The 26,304-nt window shown below is 66.6% G+C and carries 26 protein-coding genes and 1 tRNA gene; 11 read left to right on the forward strand and 16 right to left on the reverse strand.

From position 1 onward, the window contains the following. Positions 1-38 precede the first annotated feature (38 nt). Entirely contained in the window at positions 39-533 is a 495-nt protein-coding gene (locus ALVIN_RS08255; RefSeq protein WP_012970872.1) for a DUF302 domain-containing protein, read from the forward strand. A gap of 6 nt (positions 534-539) precedes the next feature. Here ALVIN_RS08255 and ALVIN_RS08260 read toward each other — a convergent pair whose 3' ends face one another. From ALVIN_RS08260 to purT, 6 genes are all read right to left on the reverse strand, one after another. Beyond that, positions 540-866, reverse strand: coding sequence for a cysteine-rich small domain-containing protein (locus tag ALVIN_RS08260; RefSeq protein WP_012970873.1), 327 nt, complete (start codon positions 864-866; stop codon positions 540-542). Positions 867-888: 22 nt separating this feature from the next. Further along, a complete protein-coding gene (gene oadA, locus ALVIN_RS08265; RefSeq protein ID WP_012970874.1) occupies positions 889-2,709 on the reverse strand; it encodes a sodium-extruding oxaloacetate decarboxylase subunit alpha in 1,821 nt (606 codons plus the stop codon). Positions 2,710-2,740: 31 nt separating this feature from the next. After that, positions 2,741-4,159 (reverse strand): acetyl-CoA carboxylase biotin carboxylase subunit, encoded by a 1,419-nt coding sequence (locus ALVIN_RS08270; RefSeq protein WP_012970875.1) that lies wholly within the window; start codon positions 4,157-4,159, stop codon positions 2,741-2,743. Positions 4,160-4,386: 227 nt separating this feature from the next. Further along, a tRNA-Leu gene (locus ALVIN_RS08275) sits at positions 4,387-4,473 on the reverse strand. Between the two features lie 82 nt (positions 4,474-4,555). Continuing rightward, a complete protein-coding gene (locus ALVIN_RS08280; protein WP_012970876.1) occupies positions 4,556-4,999 on the reverse strand; it encodes a tetratricopeptide repeat protein in 444 nt (147 codons plus the stop codon). A 93-nt stretch (positions 5,000-5,092) separates the two neighbouring features. Continuing rightward, a complete protein-coding gene (gene purT, locus ALVIN_RS08285; RefSeq protein ID WP_012970877.1) occupies positions 5,093-6,277 on the reverse strand; it encodes a formate-dependent phosphoribosylglycinamide formyltransferase in 1,185 nt (394 codons plus the stop codon). Positions 6,278-6,505: 228 nt separating this feature from the next. Here purT and ALVIN_RS08290 point away from each other — a divergent pair, with 228 nt between their 5' ends. The 5 genes from ALVIN_RS08290 to ALVIN_RS08310 are packed head-to-tail and all read left to right on the forward strand — an operon-like array spanning position 6,506 to position 12,470. Continuing rightward, positions 6,506-8,740, forward strand: a complete 2,235-nt coding sequence (locus ALVIN_RS08290) for a TonB-dependent receptor (protein WP_012970878.1) — start codon at positions 6,506-6,508, stop codon at positions 8,738-8,740. Then, positions 8,737-9,792 (forward strand): iron ABC transporter substrate-binding protein, encoded by a 1,056-nt coding sequence (locus tag ALVIN_RS08295; RefSeq protein WP_012970879.1) that lies wholly within the window; start codon positions 8,737-8,739, stop codon positions 9,790-9,792. Before ALVIN_RS08290 ends, ALVIN_RS08295 begins: the two co-directional genes overlap by 4 nt. Beyond that, the gene (locus tag ALVIN_RS08300) at positions 9,774-10,850 is read left to right on the forward strand and encodes a FecCD family ABC transporter permease (protein WP_012970880.1); all 1,077 of its coding nucleotides are present in this window, start codon (positions 9,774-9,776) and stop codon (positions 10,848-10,850) included. The genes ALVIN_RS08295 and ALVIN_RS08300 overlap by 19 nt, the downstream gene beginning before the upstream one ends. Position 10,851: 1 nt before the next feature. Then, a complete protein-coding gene (locus ALVIN_RS08305; protein ID WP_012970881.1) occupies positions 10,852-11,601 on the forward strand; it encodes an ABC transporter ATP-binding protein in 750 nt (249 codons plus the stop codon). A 5-nt stretch (positions 11,602-11,606) separates the two neighbouring features. Next, on the forward strand, positions 11,607-12,470 hold the full coding sequence (locus ALVIN_RS08310; RefSeq protein ID WP_190275494.1) for a Rossmann-like domain-containing protein: 864 nt from the start codon (positions 11,607-11,609) through the stop codon (positions 12,468-12,470). On the opposite strand, the gene ALVIN_RS08315 is transcribed toward ALVIN_RS08310, so the two are convergent. The 10 genes from ALVIN_RS08315 to ALVIN_RS08360 form a co-directional block, all read right to left on the reverse strand. Then, a complete protein-coding gene (locus ALVIN_RS08315; RefSeq protein ID WP_012970883.1) occupies positions 12,453-14,576 on the reverse strand; it encodes a heavy metal translocating P-type ATPase in 2,124 nt (707 codons plus the stop codon). The two genes, ALVIN_RS08310 and ALVIN_RS08315, sit on opposite strands and share 18 nt — an antisense overlap. Further along, positions 14,573-14,980: a hypothetical protein gene (locus tag ALVIN_RS08320; protein WP_012970884.1), complete on the reverse strand. Its 408-nt coding sequence runs from the start codon at positions 14,978-14,980 to the stop codon at positions 14,573-14,575. Before ALVIN_RS08320 ends, ALVIN_RS08315 begins: the two co-directional genes overlap by 4 nt. Next, positions 14,977-15,159: a hypothetical protein gene (locus tag ALVIN_RS08325; protein WP_012970885.1), complete on the reverse strand. Its 183-nt coding sequence runs from the start codon at positions 15,157-15,159 to the stop codon at positions 14,977-14,979. Before ALVIN_RS08325 ends, ALVIN_RS08320 begins: the two co-directional genes overlap by 4 nt. Beyond that, positions 15,156-15,524: a magnetosome protein MamC gene (locus tag ALVIN_RS08330; protein ID WP_012970886.1), complete on the reverse strand. Its 369-nt coding sequence runs from the start codon at positions 15,522-15,524 to the stop codon at positions 15,156-15,158. The genes ALVIN_RS08325 and ALVIN_RS08330 overlap by 4 nt, the downstream gene beginning before the upstream one ends. Then, on the reverse strand, positions 15,521-16,276 hold the full coding sequence (locus ALVIN_RS08335; RefSeq protein ID WP_012970887.1) for a hypothetical protein: 756 nt from the start codon (positions 16,274-16,276) through the stop codon (positions 15,521-15,523). Before ALVIN_RS08335 ends, ALVIN_RS08330 begins: the two co-directional genes overlap by 4 nt. 346 nt (positions 16,277-16,622) lie before the next feature. Beyond that, entirely contained in the window at positions 16,623-17,528 is a 906-nt protein-coding gene (locus ALVIN_RS08340; RefSeq protein WP_223295190.1) for an SDR family oxidoreductase, read from the reverse strand. Continuing rightward, positions 17,525-18,037, reverse strand: coding sequence for a heme utilization cystosolic carrier protein HutX (gene hutX / locus ALVIN_RS08345; RefSeq protein ID WP_012970889.1), 513 nt, complete (start codon positions 18,035-18,037; stop codon positions 17,525-17,527). The genes ALVIN_RS08340 and hutX overlap by 4 nt, the downstream gene beginning before the upstream one ends. Positions 18,038-18,047: 10 nt before the next feature. Beyond that, on the reverse strand, positions 18,048-19,451 hold the full coding sequence (hutW, locus tag ALVIN_RS08350) for a heme anaerobic degradation radical SAM methyltransferase ChuW/HutW (protein WP_012970890.1): 1,404 nt from the start codon (positions 19,449-19,451) through the stop codon (positions 18,048-18,050). Then, positions 19,448-19,933: a periplasmic heavy metal sensor gene (locus ALVIN_RS08355; protein WP_012970891.1), complete on the reverse strand. Its 486-nt coding sequence runs from the start codon at positions 19,931-19,933 to the stop codon at positions 19,448-19,450. The genes hutW and ALVIN_RS08355 overlap by 4 nt, the downstream gene beginning before the upstream one ends. 407 nt (positions 19,934-20,340) lie before the next feature. Continuing rightward, a complete protein-coding gene (locus ALVIN_RS08360) occupies positions 20,341-20,625 on the reverse strand; it encodes a hypothetical protein (protein WP_012970893.1) in 285 nt (94 codons plus the stop codon). A 333-nt stretch (positions 20,626-20,958) separates the two neighbouring features. Here ALVIN_RS08360 and ALVIN_RS08365 point away from each other — a divergent pair, with 333 nt between their 5' ends. The 5 genes from ALVIN_RS08365 (at position 20,959) to ALVIN_RS08385 (ending at position 26,211) form a co-directional block, all read left to right on the forward strand. Further along, complete coding sequence (locus ALVIN_RS08365; RefSeq protein ID WP_012970894.1) at positions 20,959-21,282, forward strand: antibiotic biosynthesis monooxygenase family protein; 324 nt, start codon at positions 20,959-20,961, stop codon at positions 21,280-21,282. Continuing rightward, positions 21,272-22,171: a heme/hemin ABC transporter substrate-binding protein gene (locus tag ALVIN_RS08370; protein ID WP_012970895.1), complete on the forward strand. Its 900-nt coding sequence runs from the start codon at positions 21,272-21,274 to the stop codon at positions 22,169-22,171. Before ALVIN_RS08365 ends, ALVIN_RS08370 begins: the two co-directional genes overlap by 11 nt. After that, on the forward strand, positions 22,164-23,252 hold the full coding sequence (locus ALVIN_RS08375; protein WP_012970896.1) for a FecCD family ABC transporter permease: 1,089 nt from the start codon (positions 22,164-22,166) through the stop codon (positions 23,250-23,252). Before ALVIN_RS08370 ends, ALVIN_RS08375 begins: the two co-directional genes overlap by 8 nt. Further along, entirely contained in the window at positions 23,249-24,061 is an 813-nt protein-coding gene (locus tag ALVIN_RS08380; protein WP_012970897.1) for a heme ABC transporter ATP-binding protein, read from the forward strand. Before ALVIN_RS08375 ends, ALVIN_RS08380 begins: the two co-directional genes overlap by 4 nt. A gap of 92 nt (positions 24,062-24,153) precedes the next feature. After that, complete coding sequence (locus ALVIN_RS08385; RefSeq protein WP_012970898.1) at positions 24,154-26,211, forward strand: TonB-dependent hemoglobin/transferrin/lactoferrin family receptor; 2,058 nt, start codon at positions 24,154-24,156, stop codon at positions 26,209-26,211. Positions 26,212-26,304: the final 93 nt, after the last annotated feature.

Genomic DNA, 26,304 nt, shown 5'->3' on the forward strand with positions numbered 1-26,304 from the left:
ACGAACGAGAACACCAACGAGGAAACGAGGACAGTCACATGCGAAAGATCCACTGGCTTGCCGTACTCACCGCCCTACCCCTGCTGTTCGCCACGCTGGCGCCACGCGCCGAGGGGATGAACATCGCCGACACCGTGGTCAAGATGCCGCTGGCCGAGGACGTCTCCATCGACGACGCGATCGACTCCATGCTGCTGCGCGCCAACGGACTGAACTTCAAGCTGGTCGCGCGCCAGCCGCTCTACAAGGAGCTGGAGGCCATGGGCGTGGAGACCAGGCACGTCGAGATCTTCCAGTTCTGCGACGCGCGCATCGCCGCCCGGATGCTGGCCGAGAATCTCGATTTCGCCGCCTATCTGCCCTGCCGCATCACGCTGATCGAGGATCAGGACGGCAAAGTCTGGCTGGTGACGCTGGATCTGGACCGGGTGATGCAGATGGCCGACCTGCCGCCGAACCTCAAGGAGCTGGCGATCAAGGTGCGCGACACCATGAACGAGATCATGACGGCCGGCGCCAACGGCGATCTGTAGCCCGACTCAGCCGCCGCGCGCGGCCTTGCGCTCGCGCGCGTCCAACTCCCTCCCGCCCCAGATCCTGGGCCGTTCCAGCCATTTCTGGATGAAGGACCAGGATGCCTGATAGCCCTCATGCGGCAGCCGACAGTCCGAGCAATCCTTGCGCCTGAGTCCATGCTTGTCGGTATAGATCCGATAGGGTCCGGGACACTCATAGGCGATGAGCGGGCAGTAACAGAACAGACAGTTGAAGGCCCGCTTGACCCCGGCATGGCAGGGATAGAACGGGCATTCATGGTTGGTGAAGCCCTTGTAGGCTTCATTCACCGTACCGTCTTTCGGTTGCATCAGCCAGCCGTCACACGTCCGATCAGGACGTGATTTCGATCAGCACCTCATCCGGATTGACCGTGTCGCCCTTGACGACATAGACGGCGGTGACGGTGCCGGCGATCGGCGCCTGGATCTCGGTCTCCATCTTCATCGCCTCGGTGACGATGACCGGCTGGCCTGCGTTTACCGTATCCCCCTCCTTGACCAGCACATCGACGATGTTGCCCGGCATGGAGGTGGTGACGTGACCCGGCTGACTCGGCTTGGGACGCTTGCCCGCGCTTGCCCGCGGCACCGCACCCTCGGCGCCGCCCGAGAGCACCAGCTCGTCGAGCGTCTCGACGACCACCTCTTCCGGGATGTCGTCGATGGTGAAATAGAAATGACGCTCGGCCTGTCCCTTGTGCCCGGCGCCCGTGACCTTGATGTGATAGGTCTCGCCGTGGACGTTGATGTTGAACTCGGTCGGCGCGGCCTTGGCCGGCTCGTTGCTCGGCGGCGGCTCCAGCGGCTCGGGCACCAAGGTGCCCTCGGCGCGCTGCTCCAGGAAGCCGCGTCCGATCTCGGGGAACATGGCATAGGTCAGCACGTCGTCTTCGGACAGCGCCAGCGGCCCGATCTCCTTGGTCAAACGCTCCAACTCAGGCTTCAAGAGATCCGCCGGGCGGCACTCAATGAGATCCTCGTTGCCGATCGCCTGCTGTTGCAGGGTCGGATTGACCGGCGCCGGCGCCGCACCATAGCGGCCCTGGAGATAGAGCTTCACCTCGTTGGTGATGGTCTGATAGCGCTTCTCGGTCAGCACGTTGAACACCGCCTGGGTGCCGACGATCTGCGAGGTCGGCGTGACCAGCGGCGGATAGCCGAGATCCTGACGTACGCGCGGAATCTCTTCCAGCACGGCGCTCATGCGGTCGAGCGCGTTCTGTTCCTTCAACTGGTTGGCTAGATTCGAGATCATGCCGCCCGGCACCTGATTGACCTGGACGCGGGTGTCGACGCCGGTGAACTCGCTCTCGAACTGATGGTACTTCTTGCGGATCTGGTAGAAGTACATCCCGACTTCCTGGATGGCCTCCAGATCCAGCCCGGTGTCGTACTCGGTGCCGCGCAGGGCCGCGACCAGACTCTCGGTCGGTGGATGCGAGGTGCCGCCGGCCATCGACGAGATGGCGGTATCGATGGTGTCACAGCCGTTCTCGATCGCCTTCAGGTGGCACATGTCGGCCAGACCCGAGGTGGCGTGCGAATGCAGATGCAGCGGCAGATCCACACTGTCCTTGAGCGCCTTGACCAGCTCGGCCGTGACGAAAGGCGTCAGCAGTCCGGCCATGTCCTTGATCGCAATGGAGTCGCAGCCCATCGCGGCCAGTTCGCGTCCCATCTTGACGAAACCGTCGACAGTGTGGACCGGACTGACGGTGTAGCAGATGGTGCCCTGGGCGTGCTTGCCGGCGGCCTTGGTCGCCTCGATCGCGGTCTTGAGGTTACGCAGATCGTTGAGTGCATCGAAGATGCGGAACACGTCCATGCCATTGTCGGCCGCGCGGCGCACGAAGGCGCGCACCACGTCGTCTGAATAATGCCGGTAGCCGAGCAGGTTCTGGCCGCGCAGCAGCATCTGCAAGCGGGTGTTGGGCAGCGCCTCGCGCAGCTTGCGCAGACGCTCCCAGGGATCTTCCTTCAGGAAGCGCACGCAGGCGTCGAAGGTCGCCCCGCCCCAGCACTCCAGCGACCAGTAGCCGATGGCGTCGAGCTTGGGACAGATCGGCAGCATGTCCTCGGTACGCATGCGCGTGGCGAGCAGGGATTGATGCGCATCGCGCAGGATGACGTCGGTGATGTTGATCTTCGGCATGGTGAAGCTCGCTTGAAGCCGGTCGGTTGTCTCAAAGCCCCGCGTGAGCGGCGATGGCGGCGGCGAGCGCCGAGGCGATGTCCTCGCGGCGGCGCTTGGTCGAATAGTTCAGGAGTTCCGGATGCGACTCCAGGAAACCGGTATCGAAGTTCGCGGCCCGGAAGTCGGGGTGACGCAGGATCTCCTGGTAGAACGGAATGGTGGTCTTGACGCCATAGACGCCCATGTCGCGCAGCGCCCGATGGCCGCGACTGACCACGTCGTCCCATTCGAGCGCCCAGACGATGAGCTTGGCCAGCATCGAGTCGTAATAGGGCGGTACATGGTAGCCGGTATAGATGGCCCCATCGGTACGCACACCCGGACCGCCCGGCGCGTAATAGCGCGAGATGCGACCGAAGCTCGGCAGGAAGTTGTTCTTGGGGTCTTCGGCGTTGACGCGGAACTGAATGGCGAAACCGCGACGCTGGATCTGGTCCTGGCGATAGCGCAACGGCAAGCCGGCCGCGACCCGGATCTGCTCCTCGACCAGATCCACGCCCGTGATGGTCTCGGTGATGGTGTGCTCGACCTGGATGCGGGTGTTCATCTCCATGAAGTAGAAGCGCCCGTCGGAATCGAGCAGGAACTCCACGGTCCCGGCATTGGTATAGCCGACCGAGCGCGCGGCCAGCACGGCCAGTCCGCCGACGTACTGGCGCTGGGCATCGTCGAGCTGCGGCGAGGGTGCGATCTCGATCAGCTTCTGATTGCGCCGCTGGATCGAGCAGTCGCGCTCGAACAGATGAATGCAGTGGCCGTGATGGTCGGCCAGCACCTGGACCTCGATGTGCTTGGGATTGACCACGCACTTTTCGAGGAACACCTCGGCGCGCCCGAACGCCTTGGTCGCCTCCGAGATGACGCGCTCGTAGTTGTGGCGCAGGGCGGCCGGGTCGTCACAGCGACGGATACCGCGCCCGCCGCCGCCCGAGGTCGCCTTGAGCATGACCGGATAGCCGATCTCCGCGGCGCAGGCGAGCGCCTCATCCAGACTGTTCAGATTGCCGGGGCTGCCGGGAGTGACCGGAACGCCCGCTTTCTGCATCGCCTGGCGCGCGGCGGTCTTGTCGCCCATGCGGGCGATGACCTCGGCATTCGGTCCGATGAAGGTGATGCCGCGCCGTGCGCAGGTCAGCGCCAGCTCGGGATTCTCCGACAGGAAACCATAGCCTGGATGCACGGCATCACAGCCGGTCATGACGGCGAGGTTGACGATATTGTGGACGTTGAGATAACCGGCGAGCGGATCGCTGCCCAGACTGTAGGCCTCGTCGGCCTTCTTGACATGGAGCGAGTGACGGTCGGCCTCGGAATAGATGGCCACCGAGCGAATGCCCATCTCGGCACAGGCTCGGATGACGCGCACGGCAATCTCGCCACGATTGGCGATCAGGATCTTACGAAGCATGGATTAGCCTCTGGAACGGCCGGCCGCTGGCCGCAATGGCGTTGGCGAGTGAACCGCGATCGAGAGCGATGGTTCAGCTCGCGATGAATGCTGCTAAGCAGCAATATAGCTGAAGTGCGGAATCCTGCAAAGAGATCGCTGAATGCGATCGCGGCGATCCGAGAGCGGCTCAGGCGGCATGAGCCGCCTTGCCGTGACTTAAACTCCGATGTCTAAGTCATTTGAGCTGGTACCGAGGGCCGGACTCGAACCGGCACGGTGTCACCACCGTCAGATTTTGAGTCTGATGCGTCTACCAATTTCGCCACCCCGGCAACGCAGAGGCGGATTATAACCAAGTCGGGCCGCAAATGGGAGATCCTGATCCAGTGTCCGTGGAGCGGGGCACGCTGTCCGTCAGCGTTCGTCGAATCCGGCCAGCCTGTAGAGTCGCCTCGCCTCGTCCAGATCCTGCGCTACACCGTGCCCTTGTTCGTACATCATCGCCAGCGTGGTCAGGGAGCCAACGAGCCCCTGGTCGGCCGCCCTCTTGAACCACTCGACGGCTTTGGCGGGATTCTTGTCGGTGCATTCGCCCTCCATGTACATGAAGGCCAGACCATGCTGAGCCAGCCCGAGTCCGGCCTTGGCCGCGCTCTTCATGTAGCTGTAGGCCATGAGCGGATTGGGCAGCATCCCGAGACCATTCTGGGCCATGATGGCCATGCGGTACTGGGCCTCGACCTGTCCTTGCTCGGCCAAAGGCGCAAGCAATCCCACCGCGCGTGAAAACTGCTTGCACTCGAAGGCGGCAATACCACTCGCCAGGTCGATATCGAACGCATTGTCTTGGTCGTTCACGGAGATCACCTCATGCTGGAGTCTGTTGGAACCGTTATCGGTGGTCGCATTCCGTACTGGCCCGCCGGCTGGGCACGGTCACGACATGACGCTCTATTCCAGTATCACCTGCACCTGAGCCGCCGCCTGCACGGCCCGCGCAGTGGCCTCCTCCACGTTCTGACCGCGCGCCAGGACCACCCCCAGTCGGCGCCGCCCCTGCACCTCGGGCTTGCCGAACAGCCGCAGATCGGTTCCGGGTTCGGCCAGGGCGGCGGCCAGATTGCCGAAGCGCGGCTGTGTAGATACGCCTTCGGCCAGAATGACCGCCGAGGCCGCCGGCCCCAACTGACGGATGGCCGGGATCGGCAGCCCCAGAATCGCGCGGGCGTGCAGGGCAAACTCCGAGAGATCCTGTGAGATCAGTGTCACCAGCCCCGTATCATGGGGACGGGGCGAGACCTCGCTGAAGATCACCTCATCGCCGCGCACGAAGAGTTCGACGCCGAAGATCCCCGGCCCGCCCAGCGCCTCCGTCACCTGGGCGGCGATGGCCTGGGCACGCTCCAGGGCGCGCGGCGTCATCGGTTGCGGCTGCCAGGATTCGCGATAGTCGCCCTCCTCCTGACGATGGCCGATCGGCTCGCAGAATGCGGTGCCGTCGCGATGGCGCACCGTCAGCAGCGTGATTTCGTAGTCGAAGTCGATGAAGCCCTCGACGATCACCCGGCCACCGCCGGCGCGACCGCCGACCTGGGCATAGTCCCAGGCCGCTTGCAGGTCGTCGGCGTGGCGCACCAGGCTCTGGCCCTTGCCCGAGGAACTCATGATCGGTTTGACCACGCACGGCAGACCGATTTCGGCGACCGCCTGCTCGAACTCGGCGTGGGTGTCGGCAAACCGGTAGTTCGAGGTCGGCAGTCCCAGCTCCTCGGCCACCAGACGGCGGATGCCCTCGCGGTTCATGGTCAGCTGGACGGCGCGGGCGGTGGGCACGACCCGGAATCCCTCGGCCTCCAGCTCCAGCAGCGTCTCGGTGGCGATCGCCTCGATCTCGGGGACGATGAGGTCGGGACGCTCCTGCTCGATCACCCGCCGCAGCTCCGCCCCGTCGAGCATGGAAAAACAGTGGGCGCGATCGGCCACCTGCATCGCCGGTGCATTCGCATAGCGGTCGCAGGCGATGACCTCGACGCCGAGGCGCTTGAGTTCGATCACGACCTCCTTGCCGAGTTCGCCGGCCCCGCAGAGCAGCACCTTGGTGGCCGAGGGGGTCAGAGCGGTTCCGAGTGTGGGCATGAGTACTCCGCATGGTTGGCGGTGGATGGGATGGGGGTGACATCCAGTGATGAGATTCCCCCGAAATTTCGTCTTACAAGGATAACGCAGACTGTCCGTCTGACTGGAGATGAAGAGGCGGAGGCCGGTGGTAGCGTATTACGCTAATAAAAATTATCATACAGCCCATATTGGCACCCAGCCGTGGCTGTATCAGGCCGGCATTCCCCATCGTCAAGGAACCTCTCCATGTACTCACGACGCTCGTCACCCGTTCAGGCCGCGCTCGTCATTCAGTGTCTGGCCTGGTCTGGGGCGTACGCGCAGGAAACGATCACGCTCGAGACCATCGAGGTCGGCGCCGAGCGGATCCTGACACCGACCAAGCAGGCTGAAGAAACCGTGTACACCGGTGCCGCCCTGACGACCAGGGGGATCGAGATCCAGGGCGCCAAGGCCGCGATGCAGGTCTGGGGGGCGATCGATCTGCTGCCGGGCGTGAGCGCCGAGCAACCGGACAGCCGCGGACTGGGGGTGGAGCAATCGAGCGTGCGTCTGCGCGGAGTGCGCAGTTCGCTGGGCACCCTCACCGTGGAAGGGGTGCCGAACTACGGCGGCAACCCCATCGGTCCGCGGGATTCTCTCTATGACCTGGAGAACATGGAGTCGATCTCCGTCTACAAGGGCGCGGCCCCGGCCGACATCGGCACCGGCGTCGGCACGCGCGGCGGGGCCATCGTCCTGCATCCCAAATGGCCCGGCGAGGAAGCCGGCGCCGCGCTGAGTCAGCGGCTGGGTGGGAATGACTTCACGCGCACCCACGCGCGGCTGGAATCCGGACGGTTGAACGCGAGCGGCACCCGGATCGCCGGCGCGGCCTCCTATTCGGAGGCGGACAAGTGGCGCGGCCCGGGGGATCTGGGGCCACGGATCAATGCCAATCTGGCGCTCGTCCAGCCGGTGAGCGAGGATCTCGAACTCAAGCTCTGGCTCAATCACAACGACCAGGAACAGCACCTCTACCGGGCGCTGACCTATGCGCAGGTCGCCGGGGCGGGGGCGGATCTGGATCTGGATCTCGACTTCAACGCCCGGCGCACCGGGAACGCGGCCGATGACATCCATTACTACGACTACAACCGCGGCGCCTACCTCAATACCGATCTGCTCTCGGTCCTGACCTACCGGCCCAGTTCGGACACCCGCTTCACCCTCAAGCCCTACTACGCCAACGAGGACGCCAAGATCCTCCAGGGCACCACGGCGAGCGGCGGACGGGTTCAGGAGCGCAACCGCGACATCGAGCGCTGGGGTCTGATCGCCGAGGCCGGCACCGAATTCCAGGGGATCTCCGCTCTGCTCGGGTATCACTATGAGCACACGGATATGGAGATTACCTCTGAGAATTACGCCATCACCCGCACCGGACTCAGTTATCGCGGCTACGGCGTGCTGGCGACCACCGGGACGACGCACATCCACAGCCCCTATGCCAAGCTCGCCGGCCGACTCGGTGCACTGAACTGGCAGGCCGGACTCAAATATTTCCAGTTCCAGGATGCTGCCAGCGACGGCTACACGACCGGCGGAGCGCCCGACTATGCCCTGGTGCGGGCATCCGACCTGGACCGCGAGGCGCGTTCCCATGACATCTGGCTGCCGTCGCTCGGCCTCTCCTACGACCTGACGCCCGAGACCCAGCTCTATGCCAGCTATGGGCGGGGATTCATCCGTCCCTATTCCTACATGCCCATCATCAATACCTACAGCAGCAACCGCGCACGCTTCCAGGCCGCCGGGGTCACGCTGAACGAGCTGTTCGCCGGCTATGACATGGAGGAGTCCGATACCCTGGATCTCGGCCTGCGCTTTCGCGGCGAGCGTTTTGAGATCATGCCGACGCTCTTCTTCGGCCAATACCGGAACCTCCTGACCAGCGTGTCCGACTCCCGCGTACTGGTCAACGGCAAGCCGGTGAGCTACCAGCAGAACATCGGCGAGGCCACGGGCTACGGGCTGGAGCTGGCGATCAATGCCTATGTCTCGGACGCTCTCACGCTCTATCTCAACCCGACCTATACCCGCCTGACCTACGACACGGATCTGACCTATCAGGGCACGACCCTCGACACCAAGGGCAAGCAGGTGGTCGACACGCCGGAGTGGATGGCGCGCGCGGGACTCATCTACCGGATCGGGGGCTTCGAGCTGCGCCCGGTGCTGCGCTACCTGGGCGAGCGTCATGGCGATTCCCGGCACGCCGAGTCGATCGACGCCGTGCTGCTCGCGGATCTGACCCTGAGCTACAGCACCGAGCGGCTGTGGCCGGGCCGGACGCTCAAGGCGTCGCTGGAACTGACCAACCTGTTCGACGAAGACTATGTCGCGGTGATCAACGCCTCGGACGACAGCCAGGGCGGAAGTGCCAGTTACTATCCGGGGGCGCCCTTCACGGCCATGCTGACGCTGGGGATCGAGCTGTGACAGCTTGCACGCGCCGACATGTCCTGGGTCTGTTGGTCGCCGGACTCGCCGCGCCCGTGTGGCGTTCGAGCAGCGCGGCTTCCGCCGAGCGGGTGCTGGCCGTCGGCCCAGGCGCGCTGCGGCTGTTGGCCTATCTGGAGGCGACCGAGCGTCTGGTCGGGTTGGAGGACATGGAGCGACGTCCGCTCTCGACCAGTAGCTATCGCTATGCGCTGCCGCCCGGATTGGCCGACCTGCCATCGATCGGACCCGGCGGTCCGGGCCGTCTGCCGGACCTGGAACAGCTATTGGCGCTGCGCCCGAATCTGGTCGCGACCGTCACCCTCGACGGCCAGCAGCTCCAGGCATTGCGCGAGCGCGCCGGACTCCGAGTGCTGCCGTTGAGCTATGGCGACACCGGCCTGCTGCGGATCGATGACCTGCTGACCTCGCTGCGTGCCTTGGCCGCCGCTCTGGGCCGGGAGGCACGCGCCGAGCAGCTGGCCGGATTCCTGACCGCCAACCTGGCCGAACTACGCGAGCGGCTGGCCGATGCCACGCCGGCGGCGGCCTATCTGGGCGGCGTCAGCCTCCAGGGTGCCCATGGCCTCACCAGCACCCAGTCGGGACATCTGCCGCTCGTCTGGGCGGGCGCCGACAATCTGGCGGACCGGGCTGGACCCACCGGGCATTTCTTCATCGACCGCGAACAGCTCCTGCTCTGGGATCCGCCGACGCTCTTCATCGATGGCGGCGGGCTGGCCGGTGTCCTGACCGAGTACGCCGAAAATCCCGGCTTCTACCAACGTCTGCAAGCGGTACGCGAAGGCCGGGTCTATCTGACCCTGCCCTTCAACGCCTATAACACCAATGTCGAGAACGCCCTGGCCAATGCCTGGATGATGGCCAGGGTGCTTCACCCCGCCGCCCTGGCGGATCTCGATGTGCCGACCCGGGCAGGCGCCATCATGCGGACCTTCCTCGGCGCAGACGTCATGCCGGCCCTGGCCCGCAACGGCCAGGGTCTGGGCCGGCTGGATCTGGAGACCGGACAGTGGACGCCGCTGTCCTGAGTGCGCCGCGCGCGGTCTTCCAGCGCCAGACCGGGCGGCGTCTGCTGACAGGTGTGGCGCTCCTGATCCTGCTGGCCGGACTGATGATCTATGCCCTGGGTCAGGGCAGTTATGCACTCACGCCCGAAGCCGTCCTGGCCGCGCTGTTCGGCGGCCCCGGAGCCGCCGATCCGGCGGCACACGTCATCTGGTCGATCCGTCTGCCGCGTCTGCTCGCGGCCCTGCTCGCCGGCATGAGCCTGGGTCTGGCGGGGGCTGTCATGCAGAGCGTGCTGCGCAATCCGCTCGCCTCGCCGATGACGCTCGGGGTCTCTCAGGGTGCAGCCCTGGGCGCCACCTGCGCCATCGTGCTGCTGGGTGCGGGCGAGCTGAACCGGCTGGGACCGAGCGCAGTGGTCATCCAGGAACCCTCTCTGGTGGTCGGCGCCGCCCTGATCGGGGGACTCGGAACCGCCGGCGCCATCCTGCTGCTGGCCCTGCTGCGCGGGTTGCGCCCCGAGGCGCTGGTGCTGGCCGGCATCGCGCTCGGGGCCTTCTCCAGCGCCGGAACCATGCTGGTGCAGTATTTCGCCACCGAGACCCAGGCGGCGGCGACCCTGTTCTGGACCTTCGGCGATCTCGGCAAGGCGGGTTGGCGCGAGGTCGCCTGGCTGGCGGCCATGCTCGTACCGCTGTTTCTGCTGCTGAAGCGCGCGGCCTGGTCGCTCAACGCCCTGGCCTGGGGCGAGGACAGCGCGCGCGCGCTCGGGGTGGCAGTCGGTCCACTGCGTCTGTGGGCACTGGCAGCGGGCGCCGTGCTTGCAGCGGTGGCCACGGCCTTCCTCGGCGTGATCGGCTTCGTCGGACTCATCGCGCCGCATCTGGTGCGCTTGCTGATCGGGGCCGACCATCGCTATCTGCTGCCCTACGCCGCGCTGGCGGGGGCGATCGTACTGCTCGGCGCCGATACCCTGGGCCGCCTGATCATCGCCCCCGTGGTGCTGCCGGTCGGGGCGGTCACGGCCATGCTCGGCGCGCCCCTGCTGCTGGCGCTGCTGCTGCGGCGGCGGAGTCACTGAGATGCTCGAGATCCGCGATCTCGGTCTGGGCTATGGCGAGCGTATCCTGGTGCGCGGGCTGGATCTGGCGGTGCCGGCGGGCGAGGTGCTGGCGGTACTCGGTCCGAACGGCGCGGGCAAGTCGACGCTGCTCAAGGCGCTGGCCCATCTGCTCCGACCCCGGACCGGAACCCTGCACCTGGACGGCGTTCCTCTCACCGGCCTTGGCCGCGCGACCCGGGCGCAGCGCGTCGCCTATCTGCCCCAGCAATCGCCGCCCGTGGCCGTCACCGTCTACGAGGCCGTTCTGCTCGGGCGTCTTCCGCATCTCGGCTGGCAGGTCGCGGACGCCGATCTGGCGCTGGTCGACGACATCCTCGCGCATCTCGGCCTGAGCGCCTTCGCCGGACGGCTCTGTACCGAACTCAGCGGCGGCGAGCTGCAAAAGGTGCTGATCGGACGCGCCTTGGCGCAGACGCCGCGCCTGCTGCTGCTCGACGAGCCGGTCAATCATCTGGATCTGGCCAATCAGCTCGAGGTGCTGGCCCTGATCCGGCAAACGGCCCGCGACCGCGATCTGGCCATCCTGGTGGTGCTGCACGACCTCAATCTGGCGCTGCGTTTCGCCGACCACTTCCTGCTGCTCGACGGTGCCGGCGGTCATGACGCCGGGGCCATGACGACCCTGACCCCGGAGCAGATCGAGCGGGTCTACCGGGTGTCGGTGGTCCGCCATGACTTGGCCGGGCATTCGCTCTTCATCCCCCGGTGAATCCCGTGACTGACGATACCCGCTGGCCGAGTGATCCCCTGCTCGAAACCCTGGCCCGCCGCGCGGTCGACGATCTGGCCAGACATCCGCTGGTCCTGGAGGATCTGAGCCTCGGCCAGCCCATCTCCTGGGCGCTGGTCCGCGACCGGAACGGACAGCGCGCGCTCGGCCTGGCCCTGACGCCGGCTGGCGAGTCCGGCTCGCCGGGGCCGCGCCATGCCGGGCTACCGCTCGACTGGAGCGAATGGCCGCTGCATGAGCTCCCCGGCCGGATCCTGGCCGACCATCCGCTGGAGCGCTGTCTCGCGCTGGCGGTCATCAACGCCATCTCGCAGCATCGTCTGGCGCGTGAGGGATTCGCCGGCGTCGAGACCACGGAGGTTCGCCCGAGTGTGGTGCGCTGGGTCAGGGAACAGGAGGTGCGCCGCGTGGTGGTCATCGGCAACATGGGACCGCTGGTGACCGGACTCGCCGAGGCGGGCGTTCCCCATGTGGTCTTCGAACGCAGCCCGGGCAATCGCGCCGGTGCCTTGCCCGACGCCCAGGAGTGGGCCTGGCTGCCCAGGGCCGATGGCCTCATCCTCACCGGCGCGACCCTGCTCAATCACACCCTGGCGCCGATCCTGGCGCTGGCGCGCGAGGCCCGTTTCAAATTGCTGGTCGGCTTCTCGGCCCAGGCGCACCCGGCGTTCCTGGCCGGATGCGGTGCCACGCACGTCTTCAGTCTGCACATCCGCCACATCGATCGGGTTCGCCGGCTGTTGCAAGTCGGCCACTGGAATTCCATGTTCGAGACCGAGATGGGCTATCTCGCTCGCCTCAATAGCGAGGCGTCGTCGCCTGACGTCATCTCAGACGGGGTGAGATGACTCCGCCTCCCTGATCACCGACCCGCTCTCCGTCAGTCGCGCGCCCCGCAGGGCGTTGACCAACACCCCGAGCGTGGTGCCGTTGTGCAGCAGCGCGCTGGCGACGGGCGAGAGCCGGCCCATGAGTGCGCCGGCCATGATGGCGGTGTTGATGCCGACGGTGGCATTGAAGTTGGTGCGGATGATGCGCATGGTGCCGAACGCGATCTCGCGCGCGTCGGCGACCGCGAGCAGACGATCGTCGGTGAGCACGATATCGGCACTCGCCCGCGCCAGATCCGCTCCGCGCGACATGGCGATCCCGACATCGGCCGCGACCAGCGCCGGGCCGTCGTTGATGCCGTCGCCGACGAAACCGACCTTGCGCCCCTCGCGCTGAAGCGCGGTGATGAGCGCCGCCTTCTCCTCCGGCCGCACCTCGCCGTGGACCTGGTCGAGCCGCAGCGTCCGCCCCAGCGCCTCCGCCTTCTCCTGACGATCGCCCGAGATCATCACCAGCCGCTCGATCCCGAGCGCACGCAGCCGCTCCAGGGTCGCCTCGGCGTCCGCGCGCAGGGTGTCGCGCAGCGCGATCAGACCCATGGGGCCATGCTCGCTGGCGACATAGAGCAGCGTCTTGCCTTCGTCGAGCAGGCGTTTGACCTGCATCTCGTGGGCGTCGAAGCGGATGCCTTCGTGCTCTTCCAGATAGTGGCGGCTACCGACGATGATCCGGCAGCAGTCGAGCTGGGCGTTGAGTCCATGGGCGACCATGTAGTCGACCTCGCCGTGCGAGATGTGCTGGAGGTCGCGCTCGCGCGCCGCCTCGACCACGGCCTGGGACAGGGGGTGGGTGGCATGTTCCTCGACCGAGGCGACCATGGCGAGCAGGGCTTCCTCCGACTCGCCGCAGCGCGGATCCAGCACCACGACATCGGTGACTTCCAGCTCGCTGTGGGTCAGGGTTCCGGTTTTGTCGAACACCAGGGTATCGATCTCGGCCAGACGCTCCATGGCCTCGCCGCCCTTGATCAGCACCCCATGGTTGGCCGCCTCGTAGAGACCGGACTTGAAGGCGACCGGGGTGCCGAGCTTGAGCGCGCAGGAATAGTCGACCAGGAACACCGACTGCACGCGCGTCAGATCGCGTGTCAGGGCATAGACGGCCGCCGCCGAGCCGAGCGTGAGATAGACCCGCTGGTCGGCCAGTTCGTCGGCCAGACGCTGGGTCTCGGAACTCTTGTCGAGCGATTCCTGGATGAAGCGGGCGACGCGGGCGGTGGTGGTGTCCTCGCCGACCCGGGTCGCCCGGATGCGCAACCGGCCCTCGACCAGCACCGAACCGGCGACCACGCGCTTGGGCGCCTCGCGCGCGACCGGCACGTCTTCGCCGGTGACGGCGGCCTGATTGACCAGGGCCGCGCCCTCGACCACGTAACCGTCGACCGGAATGGTCTCGCCGACACCGACGACCAGGGTCTCGCCGGCCTGCACCTGATCGCCCGGGATCTGGACGAGCTGTCCATCGCGCTCGACCCAGGCGAGGGTCGGCGCCGGGCGCAGCAACCGGCGCAGCAGACGGTCGGACTGCCGCTGGGTGCGTTCCTCCAGATACTCGCCGAGCGTGAGCAGGAGATCGGTGATATTCGCGGTGTAGAGCTTGCCGCGACTCGCCGACAGACCGACGGCCAGGGCGTCCAGCACCTCGACCTTGACGCCTTCGTGAATCAGGGTGTCCGCCCCCTTGACCAGCTTGGTGCCGATGTTCAGGTAGGTCGCCACATGCTGGGCCGGACGCGGCAGCAGCGGCAGCAGCAGGAGCGTCAGAACGTTGCGCACCAGCGGCGTGACGGACGGCTCGTCCGCCGGCTCGCGATGCGTCTCCAGCGGTTCTCCCGGCTTGAAATCGGCGAGTCTCGCCAGCAGCCGCTCCCGAGGGAGCAGGCGCGGGTCGAAGTCGATGGCGAGACTGCGCGCGGCGCGGTTGAGGCGCACGTCCAGGACGCCATCCAGCGATTCGAGCCAGTAGCGCAGCGGCTCACCGACGCTGGCCGCCGCCAGCGCCGGAACGCGCAGGCGCAGCCGGCCAGACAGCTCATGGAGGATGCGGTAGGGAACCGAGGTCATCCATCCTTGCTCTGCTGACTGTGATGCAGTTCCGCCGCCGCGTCGCCGAAGCGCTCCTTGACCTCCTCGATGCCACCCTGCAACAACGACCAGGTCTTGACGAGGCCCTTGATGGCTGTGCGCTGCACCTGCTCGTTGGTGACCAGATAGGTGACGGCGGCGCCGATCATCAGTCCCTTGAGGAAGCGGTCGTTGGGCAGGCTGAACAGCGAACGGTTGGGCTGTTGCTGTTGCTGATAGTAGGCTGGATGGGCATACGGATAGGCCGGCGGCATGCCGGGCTGAGCGGCACCCATGCCCTGCCCTTGTCCCTGTGACTGGCCCGGTCCCGGATAGCCGCCGGGGGTCTGACCGCCGGCGTACTGACCGGCGCCCGGAAACGGCTGATAGTTGTAATGGCTCATGCTGGATCTCCCGAAGTGGCTGGAGTCGTGGATGGAGTCGGGTCGGTGTCGGCGCTACGGCGTTTGACGAGGCCGCGCATCAGGAGCACCAGGGCGGCGCCGACCAGGACGCCGCCGACGCCCTCGACGAGCTTCTTTTTCACGCCGTGCTGATGGCGTTGCGGGCTGTATTGACTCATGAGGTCTCCTCACTGCCGGTCATCCGGCTCTGGATTCCATAGACGACCGCCGTGCCGATCAGGAACATGAGTCCCAGCCGGCCAAAACCCTGGTCGGAGACGCTGGAGGCGATGGCGCCCGCCGCCGCCGTGGCGACACCGCCGATGACGGCGGTACGGGTAGTCTCGACCAGCGCGCCCTGCGGGGTCTGGGTGCCGGACTGAAAACGCCGGATCTGTTGAGCCGCCGCCGCGCTGCCGGCAACGATGGCGCCGGTGGTCGCCAGACGCATCAGGGCCGCACAATCCGGAGCGGTCTGCGGGTGGGGTGGATAGACGGGGCCGGCCGGAACCGGGTAGTAGCGCGGTTCGTAGTGCGTGCTCATGCGCTCGAATCCTTGCCGCCGTTGCCGTTGGAGCCAAACAGCGCACTCTGGACCGAACCGCTGGTCAGCAGCAGCACGGCAGCGGCGCCGACCAGCGCGCCCTTCCAGAAGTCCGGGTCGTCGAAGTTCAGCATCTTGGAGATCGTGGACAACCCATTGCCGCCATTGGCGACCTCGTTGACGAGATCGCTCACGCTGGCTCCATGGGCCTGACCGGCACCATGTGCCGCACCATGGGCATAGCCCTGATGCGGCGCCTGGAAAGCCTCGGGCGGATAGGGATAGGCACCCGGCGGCGGGGGTGGCGGCGGATAACCGGCATATTGGCCGTAGTACATCGCGGCGGCGGCGTAGTGCGGAGCGGTCTGATGATAGCCCGGAGCGAATGCGGGCTGAGCCGTGTGGGGCTGTCCGTAGCCAGGCGGCATGGCGCCTGCGCCGCCGTGCATGAAGGGCTCCCGCCCTGAGACCGGCCCCATGGATTCGCCGTAGCCCGGCTGATTGCCCTGGGGTGCGACATAGCCCTGCGGCTGGCCCTGAGCCGCCCCGTAGCCGGGCTGACCGCCGGCGGACTCGCTACGGCCGGGTTGGCTGCCCTGGGACAGGCCGGCCTGAGCCTCGCCGTAACCACCGGCGGCCCCCGGCCCCTCCGGCCCTTTCGCGGCGCCCTCGGACGAGCCGCCGTATCCCTGCGTCTCCATGCCCGGACGCTGCTCTGGCGCGCCGCGCGCGCCGCTTTGGTGATCGCTCATCGGATTCTCCAATCGTGTTTGACCCTTTAGAGATGCCGGCCGCCCACGCAAGCGGCCGACACGTGCCGCCAAGGTTACCGCAATTCGGGCGCGGAATGTAGATGAGAATGCTTATTCTCTTCCATCTCATGATCGGACAATGGGGCGCGGTGGCGGCGACAAACGCCACGGTGTTCAGCACCTCTGGCCGGCTGTTCGCTGAACGGCGGCAATACAGTATAGGTCGTGTGGTAAACGATACAACGTCCCATCAGCTCGCCGAGCCGACGCGGGGGATGGTCCCCGTCACCCCGTCCATTGCTGGAGGTTTTTTCAGTGGTGCGGTCGAACACGCCAAACTTGGAGATCACGGAACGCGCTCAGCCGCAATGGCGTGCAATCCCTCACGATAGGTCGGATAGCGCAGCTGCACGCCCAGCTCCTGCTTGATGCGCTCATTGCTGAGACGCTTGCACTCGGCATAGAAATGTCGCGCGAAGGGCGAGAGTTCAGCCTCCTCGAAGCGCACGGCCGGCGGCGGCTCGACGCCGATGAGAACGGCGGCATGGCACAGCACCGTGTCGGCCGGCGCGGGCTGGTCGTCGGCGACGTTGTAGATCCGCCCGGCGCTCGGCCGCTCCATCGAGGCCAGGAGGACGGTCACGAGGTCGTCGACATGGATGCGATTGAACACCTGCCCCGGCTTGAGGATGCGCCGGGCGCGGCCGGATTCGAGCGCATCGATCACGCTGCGTCCTGCGGGACCATAGATACCCGGTAGCCGGAAGATGTGCGTCGGCGACGCCGTCCGCGCTCCGAGATCCAGCCAGACGCTCTCGGCCTCCAGGCGACGCTGATTCTCCAGCGTGGCCGGGTTGGGCGTGCGTGTCTCGTCGATCCAGTCGCCGCCGCAGTCGCCGTAGACACCTGTCGTGGAGAGATAGCCGATCCAGGCCAGAGACCCGCCGCGCGCCTCCAGAGTCTTTCCGTGCAGACGCCACGCCGGATCGCCATCCGCCTCGGGAGGGATGGAGACCAGCAGATGCGTCGCCCCGGCCAGGGCCTCCCTGACCTCCGGACTCGATTGGTGGCCGTCGAACACCAGGGCCTGGATGCCCTGCGTGCGCAGGGCCTGGGCCTTCCCGGCATCGCGGCAGGTGCCCGCCACGCGCCAGCCGTGCGCGATGGCCGCCTGCGCCAGACGGGTGCCTGTGTAGCCGAGACCGAAGCAGAACAGCGATGGAGTCGGCATGTTGCGAAGGCCTGTGCTCATTGATCGGTCGTGAGTGCGTCCCGCAGCGCCAGGAACCGCTCGACCTGCTTGGGAATGAGCCGGCGCTGTGCGTCGCGCCCGAGATAGACCTTGAACATGCAGTCACCCTGACGGTTGTAGAACTGCACCGAATGGGTGTCGCATTGGAACAGCTTGCGCGAGACGAACACGATGAGATCGCAGTTGGCGGCCTTGAGATGTCCGCCGACCGGCTGGCCGTGCAGGTTGTAGTAACCCTGAGACACATGCCCCCCTGGCAGCGGCCCCCGGACCTCCAGGATGACGTCGCCGGTGTTGATCACCAGGGTCAGCTCGCCCCAGCTCGAGAGCTCGAGCATCACGGCCTCGAAATGACCGCCATCGATCGAACGGGCCTCGCTCTCCGGCAGCCAGTAAATTACATCCCGTGTCTTCACCCCATGTTCCCTGGCGAGATCCTCCAGCACGGCGCCTGGATTGCTCTGTAGTGACGCACGGATGGCGTCGCTCTGTGTTTCGGTGAGTGTCATGCGGGGTTCCTCAGGCAAGTGCGGCGGGCCGTTCCACGGGAGCGGCGCCGTCGCGAAGACGTTGATCCAGCCATTCGAGCAGATTCTGGGTCAGGGTCACCTGCCAGAACCGGCCCGCCAGGGTGAGTTCGAGCCAGCGTCCGTCCCGTGTCAGCAATCCGGCGCCCTGCCATTGATCGAGCAGCGGTCCGGCGACCTGCTCCAGGTCGAGTCCGGTCGTCGTCGCAAGCCGGTCGGCGAGTGCCCACTGGTCCAGCCGGCCGCGCTCCAGACCGCCCTTGATGCCATCGAGCAACCCATGGTGGGGCGACAGACGCATGAGACCGCCGAGCAGCGGCCGGCCCGGACGCACGTACTCGGCATACTCGGCCACGTCGGCCAGGATGCGGTAGGAATGACCGCCCAGACAGCCGCCGGCGCCGGCGCCGAAGGCCAGACACTGGGCGCCGGCCTTGATCTCCAGGTTGTAGAGGTTGCGCTCGCGGGTGCTGCGGCGCCAATGACTCGACGACAGCGGCTCCCAGCGTGCCTCGTCCATCAACTCCGCCCCACGCGCATAGAAGGCGCCGTGCGACTCGACTGCCGCCGGCTCGAGCTTGCCGGCACGCGCCGCGATCGCCAGCGGTGTCTGTGGCATGAGCTTGAGCGCATAGAGGTCCAGGCCGTCCAGACCCAGACCGATGGCGGTGCGCACGTCCTCCTCCCAGACCTCGGGTGTCTGACCCGGCAGTCCATAGATGAGATCGACGATCACGGCACCCCGGTCGGCCGCCACCAGATCCTCGAGCCGCCGGAGCAGCGTCCCGCGCTCGGTCCTGCGACCCAGACGCCGGCGCACGTCCTGGTCGAAACTCTGCACGCCGATCGACAGACGATTGACTCCGGCGTCGAAGAGCGCCTGTGCTTTGTCCGGTTCCAGATCACGCGCCCGACCCTCGACCGTGATCTCGCAATCAGGCGCCAGCGGCAGATGCTCGCGTGCGGCCGTGATCACGCGTGCCAGTTCGCGGGTCGACAGCAGCGTCGGCGTGCCGCCGCCGACATAGACGGCCTGGATCGGTCCCTCGGCCTGATAGGGTCGGTCCCGGTCGCGCTTCAGATGCTCCACCAGCGCCTCCGCATAGACGGCTCCAGCCGACTCATGCCAGGTGTTCTGGTAGAAACCGCAGAAGAGGCAGTGACTCTCACAGAAGGGGATGTGCAGATAGGCGACCGACTTTCCCGAGCGTGCGGCGGACGTCATCTCGGTCCAGGTGCGCGACCACTCCGACTCAGGCACCGGCGACAGGCCCACGAAGGGATGGACGGCGCGGCGCCCGGCGAAGGCGTTGGCCAGGGGATCGGTTCCCTCTTGGGCGTGGAAAGCCTCAATGGGCTTCCAGGGGCGTGGTTCCATGGGACGGCTGGCGCTCATCTGTAGTCGAGACCCTTGTTTAATTGCTCCTGCGCTTGAAGCCTCTCATCCGACGCTGCGAGCACCTGCTGGAACTGCTCCTCGGTCAGGATGTCGCGGAAGCGTCGGAAGGCGTCGATGCGCAGGCTGGCAAGCTCGCGCTTGAGCACGCTCAATTCGTCGAGCTCGGCTTGCAGGGTCTGGCTGTCCTGGCCCTGCTTCAGCACCGCGCGTCGCACCTGGTTCTGCAACTCCCAGGCGCGCTGCATGCGCGGATGGATCTCAGGCGGAAAGACCGCGCCCAGTTCCCTTTCGAACCGCTCGCGCTGCTTCGGAGTGATACCGAACCGCTCCGGATTCTTACGCACCGCGGCCATGGGATGTGGCAACTCCACCAGTTCGCTGACCCTGAATCGAACCGCCGCCGGTTCCTCGGCCTGGAGCGGGGCGACTGGCAGGGTGGTGGTGAGAACGAGAAGAGTCGCAATCAGTGGCTTGCGCATGATGGAGTGAGCCCTGGGTAAGTGACTGGGAAGGCGGCACCAGGAGCAGCGATCGATCCGGCGCCAAGGGTGTCATTATCATACGATCATGCGAATCGATATCATTTGATATCGAATGACCTTCCCTACCTGGATCGAGGGCAGGTCTGAACGGCTATGACCGATATCGAAGCAAGGTGCTCAATTCGCCGATAGTCGAGTGCTCAGGTCTTCGCCCAGACGGTTAGGGCACGCGCGGCACGAACCAAAAAAACCGCCGAGCACCAAACCTATGACCAACAGCGGCGGAACGAAACCGGTCATCAGCGCCTGCCCCCAGTGCGCCCAGCGCTGGATGGCGGATGGCTGAAGACGTATTGAAGTCATGGAAAGCTCCTGTGTCATCGCGAGAGGGGCTGACGGCCGGATCAGGACTGCCAACCCTGATCGCCCTGCTGTTCGCGTAGGCGCTGCACATCGGCCAGGCAACGCCAATGACGCGCCAGCCGACGGTAGGCGCACAGCTGCTCGGCTTCACGACAATCGTCAGGGTGCAGGCACAGGGCTTCGATATAGCACAAGATGGTCTCGGCCAGCGCAACCGAGCGCTCGCGCACGTATTGATGGATGAGCTCGGCGAGCCGGCGGCGCAGTTGCGACGCCTCCAGGTGCGTGAGGTCACCGAGTTCCAGATGATGCATCATGGCAGACATGGCGTGTTTCTCCCGGGATGAACGGTTGATGAAACATCCGGCGTGGCGATCCGATCTGGAGTGGCTGGCGGACTCTAAGTGATAACGATTCTTATTTTAAATCAAAAATACACCCTGTCAATTTATTTTCCAGGACTGGGCCGCGGCCTTCGGAGCCTGGTGGAAGTGATTCCATCCTGTCGCTCCGAGATCCGCAGTTGCAGTCGCCATCGATCTGCTATAAATTAAGAATCATTCGCATTAAATATCGAAACCGGAGCCGTGGTCGGACAACGGCTCACGGCCACGGCCGCCGACCGTTCCAACCCAAACCGACCCGAGGAGCCAGACACCATGTTCATCGCCATGAACCGCTTTCGCATCAACCGGGGTTTCGAGTCCGACTTCGAGCGCCTCTGGCGCGAACGCGAGTCCTATCTCTCGGAACTCCAGGGTTTCATCGCCTTTCGGCTACTCAAGGGGCCGGACGACGGTCAATGTACCCTCTATGCCTCGCACACGAGCTGGGCGAGCCGCGCCAATTTCGAGGCCTGGACCCAGTCGGAGCACTTCCGCAAGGCGCACGCCCAGGCCAAAGCGCCCCAGGGCACCTATGCCGGACCTCCGGTGTTCGAGGGCTTCGAGGTCGTCCTGGAGGAACTGAAGGATGCGTCCTGAACCCCTGACGACACAGCCCAGTCCCTGGAACCTGCTGTTGCTCACGCTGATCCTGACACTGGCGCCGGGCGCAATCCCGGCCGCCGAGCGGCTGGTCTCGGTGGACGGTGCGCTCACCGAGATCGTCTATGCGCTCGGACAGGGCGCGCGGCTGGTGGGCGTGGACACCACCAGTCTCTATCCGCCCGAGACCCGGACACTGGCGAGCGTCGGCTACAAGCGCGCCCTCTCGGCCGAGGGTCTGCTGAGTCTGTCACCCGATCTGGTGCTGGCGACCGAGGACGCCGGACCGCCCGAGGTGCTGAATCAGATCCGTGCCGCCGGGGTCGAGGTGCGCCGGATCCCGGACCAGGCGACCCTCGACGGACTGCGCGCGAAGATCCGCGCGGTCGCGACGGTGCTCGATGCCCCCGAGGCGGGTGAGGCGCTGATCGCCCGCATCGAACTCCAGCTCGCACAGCTCGAACAGGCGCTCGGCCGGATCGAGGACCGGCCCAGGGTGCTCTTCCTCATGGTCGTCGGCTCCGGCATCGCCCATTCCGCCGGACGGGGCGCCCCTGTCGATACCCTGATCCGGCTCGCCGGCGGCGAGAACGTGCTGCACGAGACGGTCGAGGACTACAAGCCGCTGAGTCCGGAAGCCGCACTCGCCGCCGTACCGGACGTCATCCTGGTCTCCGACCACGGCCTGAAGGATCTGAACGGCATCGATGGCGTGCTCGGCCGCGCCGGTCTGGCCGCCACGCCCGCCGGTCAGGCCCGACGGGTGATCGCGCTCGACCGCACCCTGCTCTTCCACTTCGGCCCGCGGATCGCCGAGGCGGCCGGGGAGCTGGCGCGCCGGCTCGGTACCCTGAACGACAACCGGCTCGTGGAGACCCGTGAATAGCACCGCCCTCACCGCGACCGCGATCGCCGGCCTGCAGCGCCGCGCGCATCGGCAGCGCTGGACCCTGGCAGCACTGCTCGCGTTCATGCTCAGCGTCACGCTGCTGTCGATCGCGATCGGCCCGGTCACCATCCCGCCGAGCGAGGTGCTGCGGGTGATGGCCGCGAGCCTGGGCCTGCCGGTCGGCGAGGTCCAGCCCCAGCACGTCGCGGTCATCGAGACCATCCGTCTGCCGCGCACCCTGCTCGGGCTGCTGGTCGGAGCCGCGCTCGCCGTGGCCGGCGCGTCCATGCAGGGGCTCTTCCGCAACCCGCTGGCCGATCCGGGACTCATCGGGGTCTCGGCCGGCTCGGCGCTGGCGGCCGTCTCGATCATCGTGCTCGGCGGTCAGGGGCTGACCGTCCTCACCACGGCACTGGGCGCCTTCACCCTGCCGCTGGCGGCCTTCGGCGGCGGGCTGATCACCACCCTGGTGGTCTACCGGCTCGCCAGCCGCGACGGACAGACTTCGGTCACCACCCTGCTGCTCGCCGGCATCGCCATCAACGCCCTCTGCGGCGCCGGGACCGGACTTCTGACCTATCTGGCCGACGATCAGCAGTTGCGCAACCTCACCTTCTGGAGCCTGGGCAGCCTGGGCGGGGCGACCTGGAGCCAGGTCGGCAGTCTGGCCCTGCTGGTCACTCTGCCCCTCTTCGCGCTGCCGCTGCTGGCGCGCACGCTCAACGCCCTGCTGCTCGGTGAGGCCGAGGCAGGACATCTGGGGATTTCGGTCCAGCGCATGCAGCGTCTCATCGTCGCCCTGGCCGCCCTGGCGGTGGGCGCGGCGGTAGCGGTGAGCGGTCTGATCGGCTTCATCGGGCTGGTGGTGCCGCACCTGCTGCGCCTGGCCCTGGGCCCGGATCACCGGATTCTGCTGCCCGGCGCGGCCCTGCTCGGTGGCAGTCTGCTGCTGCTGGCCGATCTGCTCGCGCGCACTCTGGTGACGCCCGCCGAGCTGCCGATCGGCATCCTCACGGCCCTGCTCGGCGGACCCTTCTTCCTGGTTCTCCTGATGCGTCAGCGCGGGGTGGCGGCATGAGCCTGGACGTCGAGGATCTGCGGGTCCGGCGCGGCGGGCGCACCCTGATCGACGGAGTCAGTCTCCGCCTGCATCCGGGCGAGGTGCTGGTGATCCTGGGGGCGAACGGGGCGGGCAAATCGACCCTGTTGCGCTGTCTGAGCGGCGAGCTTCAGCCCGACGCGGGCGAGATCCGCCTCAATGGTCGTCCGCTGGCGCACTGGACGTCGGGCGACTGCGCCAGACGACGTGCCATCCTGCCGCAGCAGAGTGCCCTGAACTTCCCCTTCACCGCGCTCGAGGTCGCCGCCATGGGACGCCTCCCCCACGGTGGTCCGGGGCCGGGCGACGCCCGGATCGCGGCGGCGGCACTGGCGGCGGCCGAGGTGCAGCATCTGGCCGAGCGGCGCTATACCACGCTCTCCGGCGGCGAGCGCCAGCGGGTGCACCTGGCACGCATCCTGGCCCAGCTCTGGACGCCGCTGCCCAACGACGAGCCGCGCTATCTGCTGCTCGACGAGCCGACGGCGAGTCTCGACCTAGCCCATCAGCACGCCACCCTCGCCCTGGCGCGGCGCTGGACCGACAGGCACATCGGGGTGCTGGTGGTGCTGCATGATCTGAATCTGGCCGCCCAGTACGGCGACCGGATCGCACTCATGAAGGACGGGCGCCTGCTGGCCGTGGACCGCCCGCAGGTCGTCCTGAAGCCGACGCCGATCGAGCATGTCTTCGGTCTGCCGGTGCGGGTCATCCCGCATCCGGAACTGGACTGTCCGCTGGTGATCGCGCGTGAGCCGCGGCCGGCGGCGCCGGCCCGATCATCATGACCGCCTGAATCACTCAACAACGACAGCCAGCCAATCTCCGCCCACGCGGGGATCAGCGAGCGGCCCGGACGACGCTACAGAGGTACGCATCCATGTCCATCCGTTCGCCACGACACACAGCCGGACTCGGCCGGCTCCCGATCGGTCTGGCGCTGCTCGCGCCGGTCGGCTCGCTTCCGGCTCAGGAGACCACGGGTGTCAGTCTGCCCGCCATCGAGGTGACGGCCGCCCGAACCGAGCGCGACGCCTTCGAGATCCCCGAATCCGTGAGCCTGCTCGACCGCCCGGCGATCGAGCGTGAGCAGCCGACGAACCTTGGGGATCTGCTGGAGGATCTGCCCAATGTGGCCATCGGCGGCGGCCCGCGCGGACAGGGCCAGACGGTCAACATCCGCGGCCTCTCCGATGAGCGCATTCTGTTTCTGATCGATGGGGCACGGCAGAACTTCGCGCGCGGCCACAGCACCCGGATCTTCATCGAGCCGGATCTGCTCAGGCAGGTCGAGGTGCTGCGCGGGCCGGCCTCGGCCCTTTGGGGCAGCGGCGCCATGGGCGGCGTGGTGGCGCTCGGCACGCTGGACGCGGCCGATCTGCTGCGCGAGGATCAGACGTTCGGCGGGCGGGTCAGGCTCGGCTATCAGGGCGCCAGTGACCAGTGGCTGACCAATGCCGGGATCTATGGCGTCACGGCGGACGGGCGCTTGGACTATCTGGTCGATCTGGCCTATCGGGACGCGGGCGACGTGCGGCTCGGCGATGGAACCGATCTGACCCACTCGGGTTTCGAGCGCGTGTCCGGCCTGGCCAAGGGCACCTGGAGTCCGGACGGGATCAACAGTTTCGGCCTGTCCGTCATGGCCTTCGATCAGGACGGCGCCATCCCGTCCAACCCCCAGACCGAGGCGACCGACGACACTCTGGTCGACAACAGCACGCGACAGCAGAACCTGACCCTGAGCTATCGGCACGAGGATCCGGACCAGACCTATCTGCGCCCCTCCGCCCTCTTCTACCGCAACACCACGGACATCGAGGAACGGCGGCGATCCGACGGACGCCTGGACGAGACCCGTCTGGAGACGCTCGGACTCGACCTGCGCAACAGCACGAACCTCGGCGACCCGGAGCGTATCGGCCATGTCCTGACCTATGGCCTCGACTACTACCAGGACCAGGTAGACGGAGAGCGCAACGGCCGGCCGCGCGACACCTATCCGGACGGCGAAACCCGCGTCCTGGGTCTCTATCTCCAGGACGAGATCCGCCTCGCCAGACGCTGGACCCTGACGCCCGGTCTGCGCTGGGACAGCTTCCGCAGCCAGGCCGAGGCTGCGGGCCTGGAGACCAACGAGGACGAGGCCTTCTCCGCCAAGCTCGGTCTGGACGTGGCGGCGACCGACTGGCTGTCCTTCCAGGCGAGCTACAACGAAGCCTTCCGCGCCCCGAATGCAACCGAGCTGTTCGTCTCCGGTACCCACTTCACCTGCGGACGCACCTGCGCCAACCTCTTCGTCCCCAACCCGGATCTGAAGCCTGAAAAGGCCCACAACACCGAGATCGGCCTGCGCTTGCGCGAGCAGGATCTCTTCACGACGGGTGATGAGGGCCGCTTCCAGGTGCGCGCCTTCCGCAACGACGTGACCGACTTCATCGACCAGATCGTCAATTTCACGATGCGCCCCGTGGAGGGCAACAGCGGCAGCGGCGGCATCACCGGCTTCCGTAACGTGCGCGATGCGAAGCTGGAGGGCTTCGAGCTGGAAGCCGATTACGAGGCCAGGCACTGGTGGGCGGGCATCGCCTATGCCCGGACGCGCGGCGAGGACGACCGAACGGGCGAGCCACTCGCCAGCGTTCAGCCCGACACCTGGACCCTGAAGGCCGGGCTGCGCTTTCCGGCTCAGGGTGTGCGCGTCGGCTGGACCGGACGCTTTGTCGCGGCGCAGAACGCGGTACCCGAGGACGGCACCCCGTCCGACAGCTATGCGATCCACGATCTCTGGCTGACCTGGAAGCCAGCGGACAGACTCGCCGGACTCAGCCTGGAACTGGGTGTCGACAACCTGCTCGACGAGGATTACCAGCCCTACCTCTCGTCCCTCAAGGCGCCGGGACGCAACATCAAGGCGATGGTGAACTATCGGTTCTAGGGGCCGGCGGCAAAACGCATAGCCTCTGGTCAGACAACCTAGATACAATTTAAAATAAAACAAGAATCATTGTTATTAGCCAGTCCGCCCCCG

Source organism: Allochromatium vinosum DSM 180 (genome assembly GCF_000025485.1).
In the GTDB taxonomy this organism is placed as follows: domain Bacteria; phylum Pseudomonadota; class Gammaproteobacteria; order Chromatiales; family Chromatiaceae; genus Thermochromatium; species Thermochromatium vinosum.

Excerpts from the sequence above, each read along its gene's own strand:
- ALVIN_RS08255 (WP_012970872.1), top strand. The coding sequence starts at position 39 with ATGCGAAAGATCCACTGGCTTGCCGTACTCACCGCCCTACCCCTGCTG.
- ALVIN_RS08260 (WP_012970873.1), bottom strand. The coding sequence starts at position 866 with ATGCAACCGAAAGACGGTACGGTGAATGAAGCCTACAAGGGCTTCACC.
- oadA (WP_012970874.1), bottom strand. The coding sequence starts at position 2,709 with ATGCCGAAGATCAACATCACCGACGTCATCCTGCGCGATGCGCATCAA.
- ALVIN_RS08270 (WP_012970875.1), bottom strand. The coding sequence starts at position 4,159 with ATGCTTCGTAAGATCCTGATCGCCAATCGTGGCGAGATTGCCGTGCGC.
- purT (WP_012970877.1), bottom strand. The coding sequence starts at position 6,277 with ATGCCCACACTCGGAACCGCTCTGACCCCCTCGGCCACCAAGGTGCTG.
- ALVIN_RS08290 (WP_012970878.1), top strand. The coding sequence starts at position 6,506 with ATGTACTCACGACGCTCGTCACCCGTTCAGGCCGCGCTCGTCATTCAG.
- ALVIN_RS08305 (WP_012970881.1), top strand. The coding sequence starts at position 10,852 with ATGCTCGAGATCCGCGATCTCGGTCTGGGCTATGGCGAGCGTATCCTG.
- ALVIN_RS08315 (WP_012970883.1), bottom strand. The coding sequence starts at position 14,576 with ATGACCTCGGTTCCCTACCGCATCCTCCATGAGCTGTCTGGCCGGCTG.
- ALVIN_RS08320 (WP_012970884.1), bottom strand. The coding sequence starts at position 14,980 with ATGAGCCATTACAACTATCAGCCGTTTCCGGGCGCCGGTCAGTACGCC.
- ALVIN_RS08325 (WP_012970885.1), bottom strand. The coding sequence starts at position 15,159 with ATGAGTCAATACAGCCCGCAACGCCATCAGCACGGCGTGAAAAAGAAG.
- ALVIN_RS08330 (WP_012970886.1), bottom strand. The coding sequence starts at position 15,524 with ATGAGCACGCACTACGAACCGCGCTACTACCCGGTTCCGGCCGGCCCC.
- ALVIN_RS08335 (WP_012970887.1), bottom strand. The coding sequence starts at position 16,276 with ATGAGCGATCACCAAAGCGGCGCGCGCGGCGCGCCAGAGCAGCGTCCG.
- ALVIN_RS08340 (WP_223295190.1), bottom strand. The coding sequence starts at position 17,528 with ATGAGCACAGGCCTTCGCAACATGCCGACTCCATCGCTGTTCTGCTTC.
- hutX (WP_012970889.1), bottom strand. The coding sequence starts at position 18,037 with ATGACACTCACCGAAACACAGAGCGACGCCATCCGTGCGTCACTACAG.
- hutW (WP_012970890.1), bottom strand. The coding sequence starts at position 19,451 with ATGAGCGCCAGCCGTCCCATGGAACCACGCCCCTGGAAGCCCATTGAG.
- ALVIN_RS08355 (WP_012970891.1), bottom strand. The coding sequence starts at position 19,933 with ATGCGCAAGCCACTGATTGCGACTCTTCTCGTTCTCACCACCACCCTG.
- ALVIN_RS08360 (WP_012970893.1), bottom strand. The coding sequence starts at position 20,625 with ATGTCTGCCATGATGCATCATCTGGAACTCGGTGACCTCACGCACCTG.
- ALVIN_RS08365 (WP_012970894.1), top strand. The coding sequence starts at position 20,959 with ATGTTCATCGCCATGAACCGCTTTCGCATCAACCGGGGTTTCGAGTCC.
- ALVIN_RS08370 (WP_012970895.1), top strand. The coding sequence starts at position 21,272 with ATGCGTCCTGAACCCCTGACGACACAGCCCAGTCCCTGGAACCTGCTG.
- ALVIN_RS08380 (WP_012970897.1), top strand. The coding sequence starts at position 23,249 with ATGAGCCTGGACGTCGAGGATCTGCGGGTCCGGCGCGGCGGGCGCACC.
- ALVIN_RS08385 (WP_012970898.1), top strand. The coding sequence starts at position 24,154 with ATGTCCATCCGTTCGCCACGACACACAGCCGGACTCGGCCGGCTCCCG.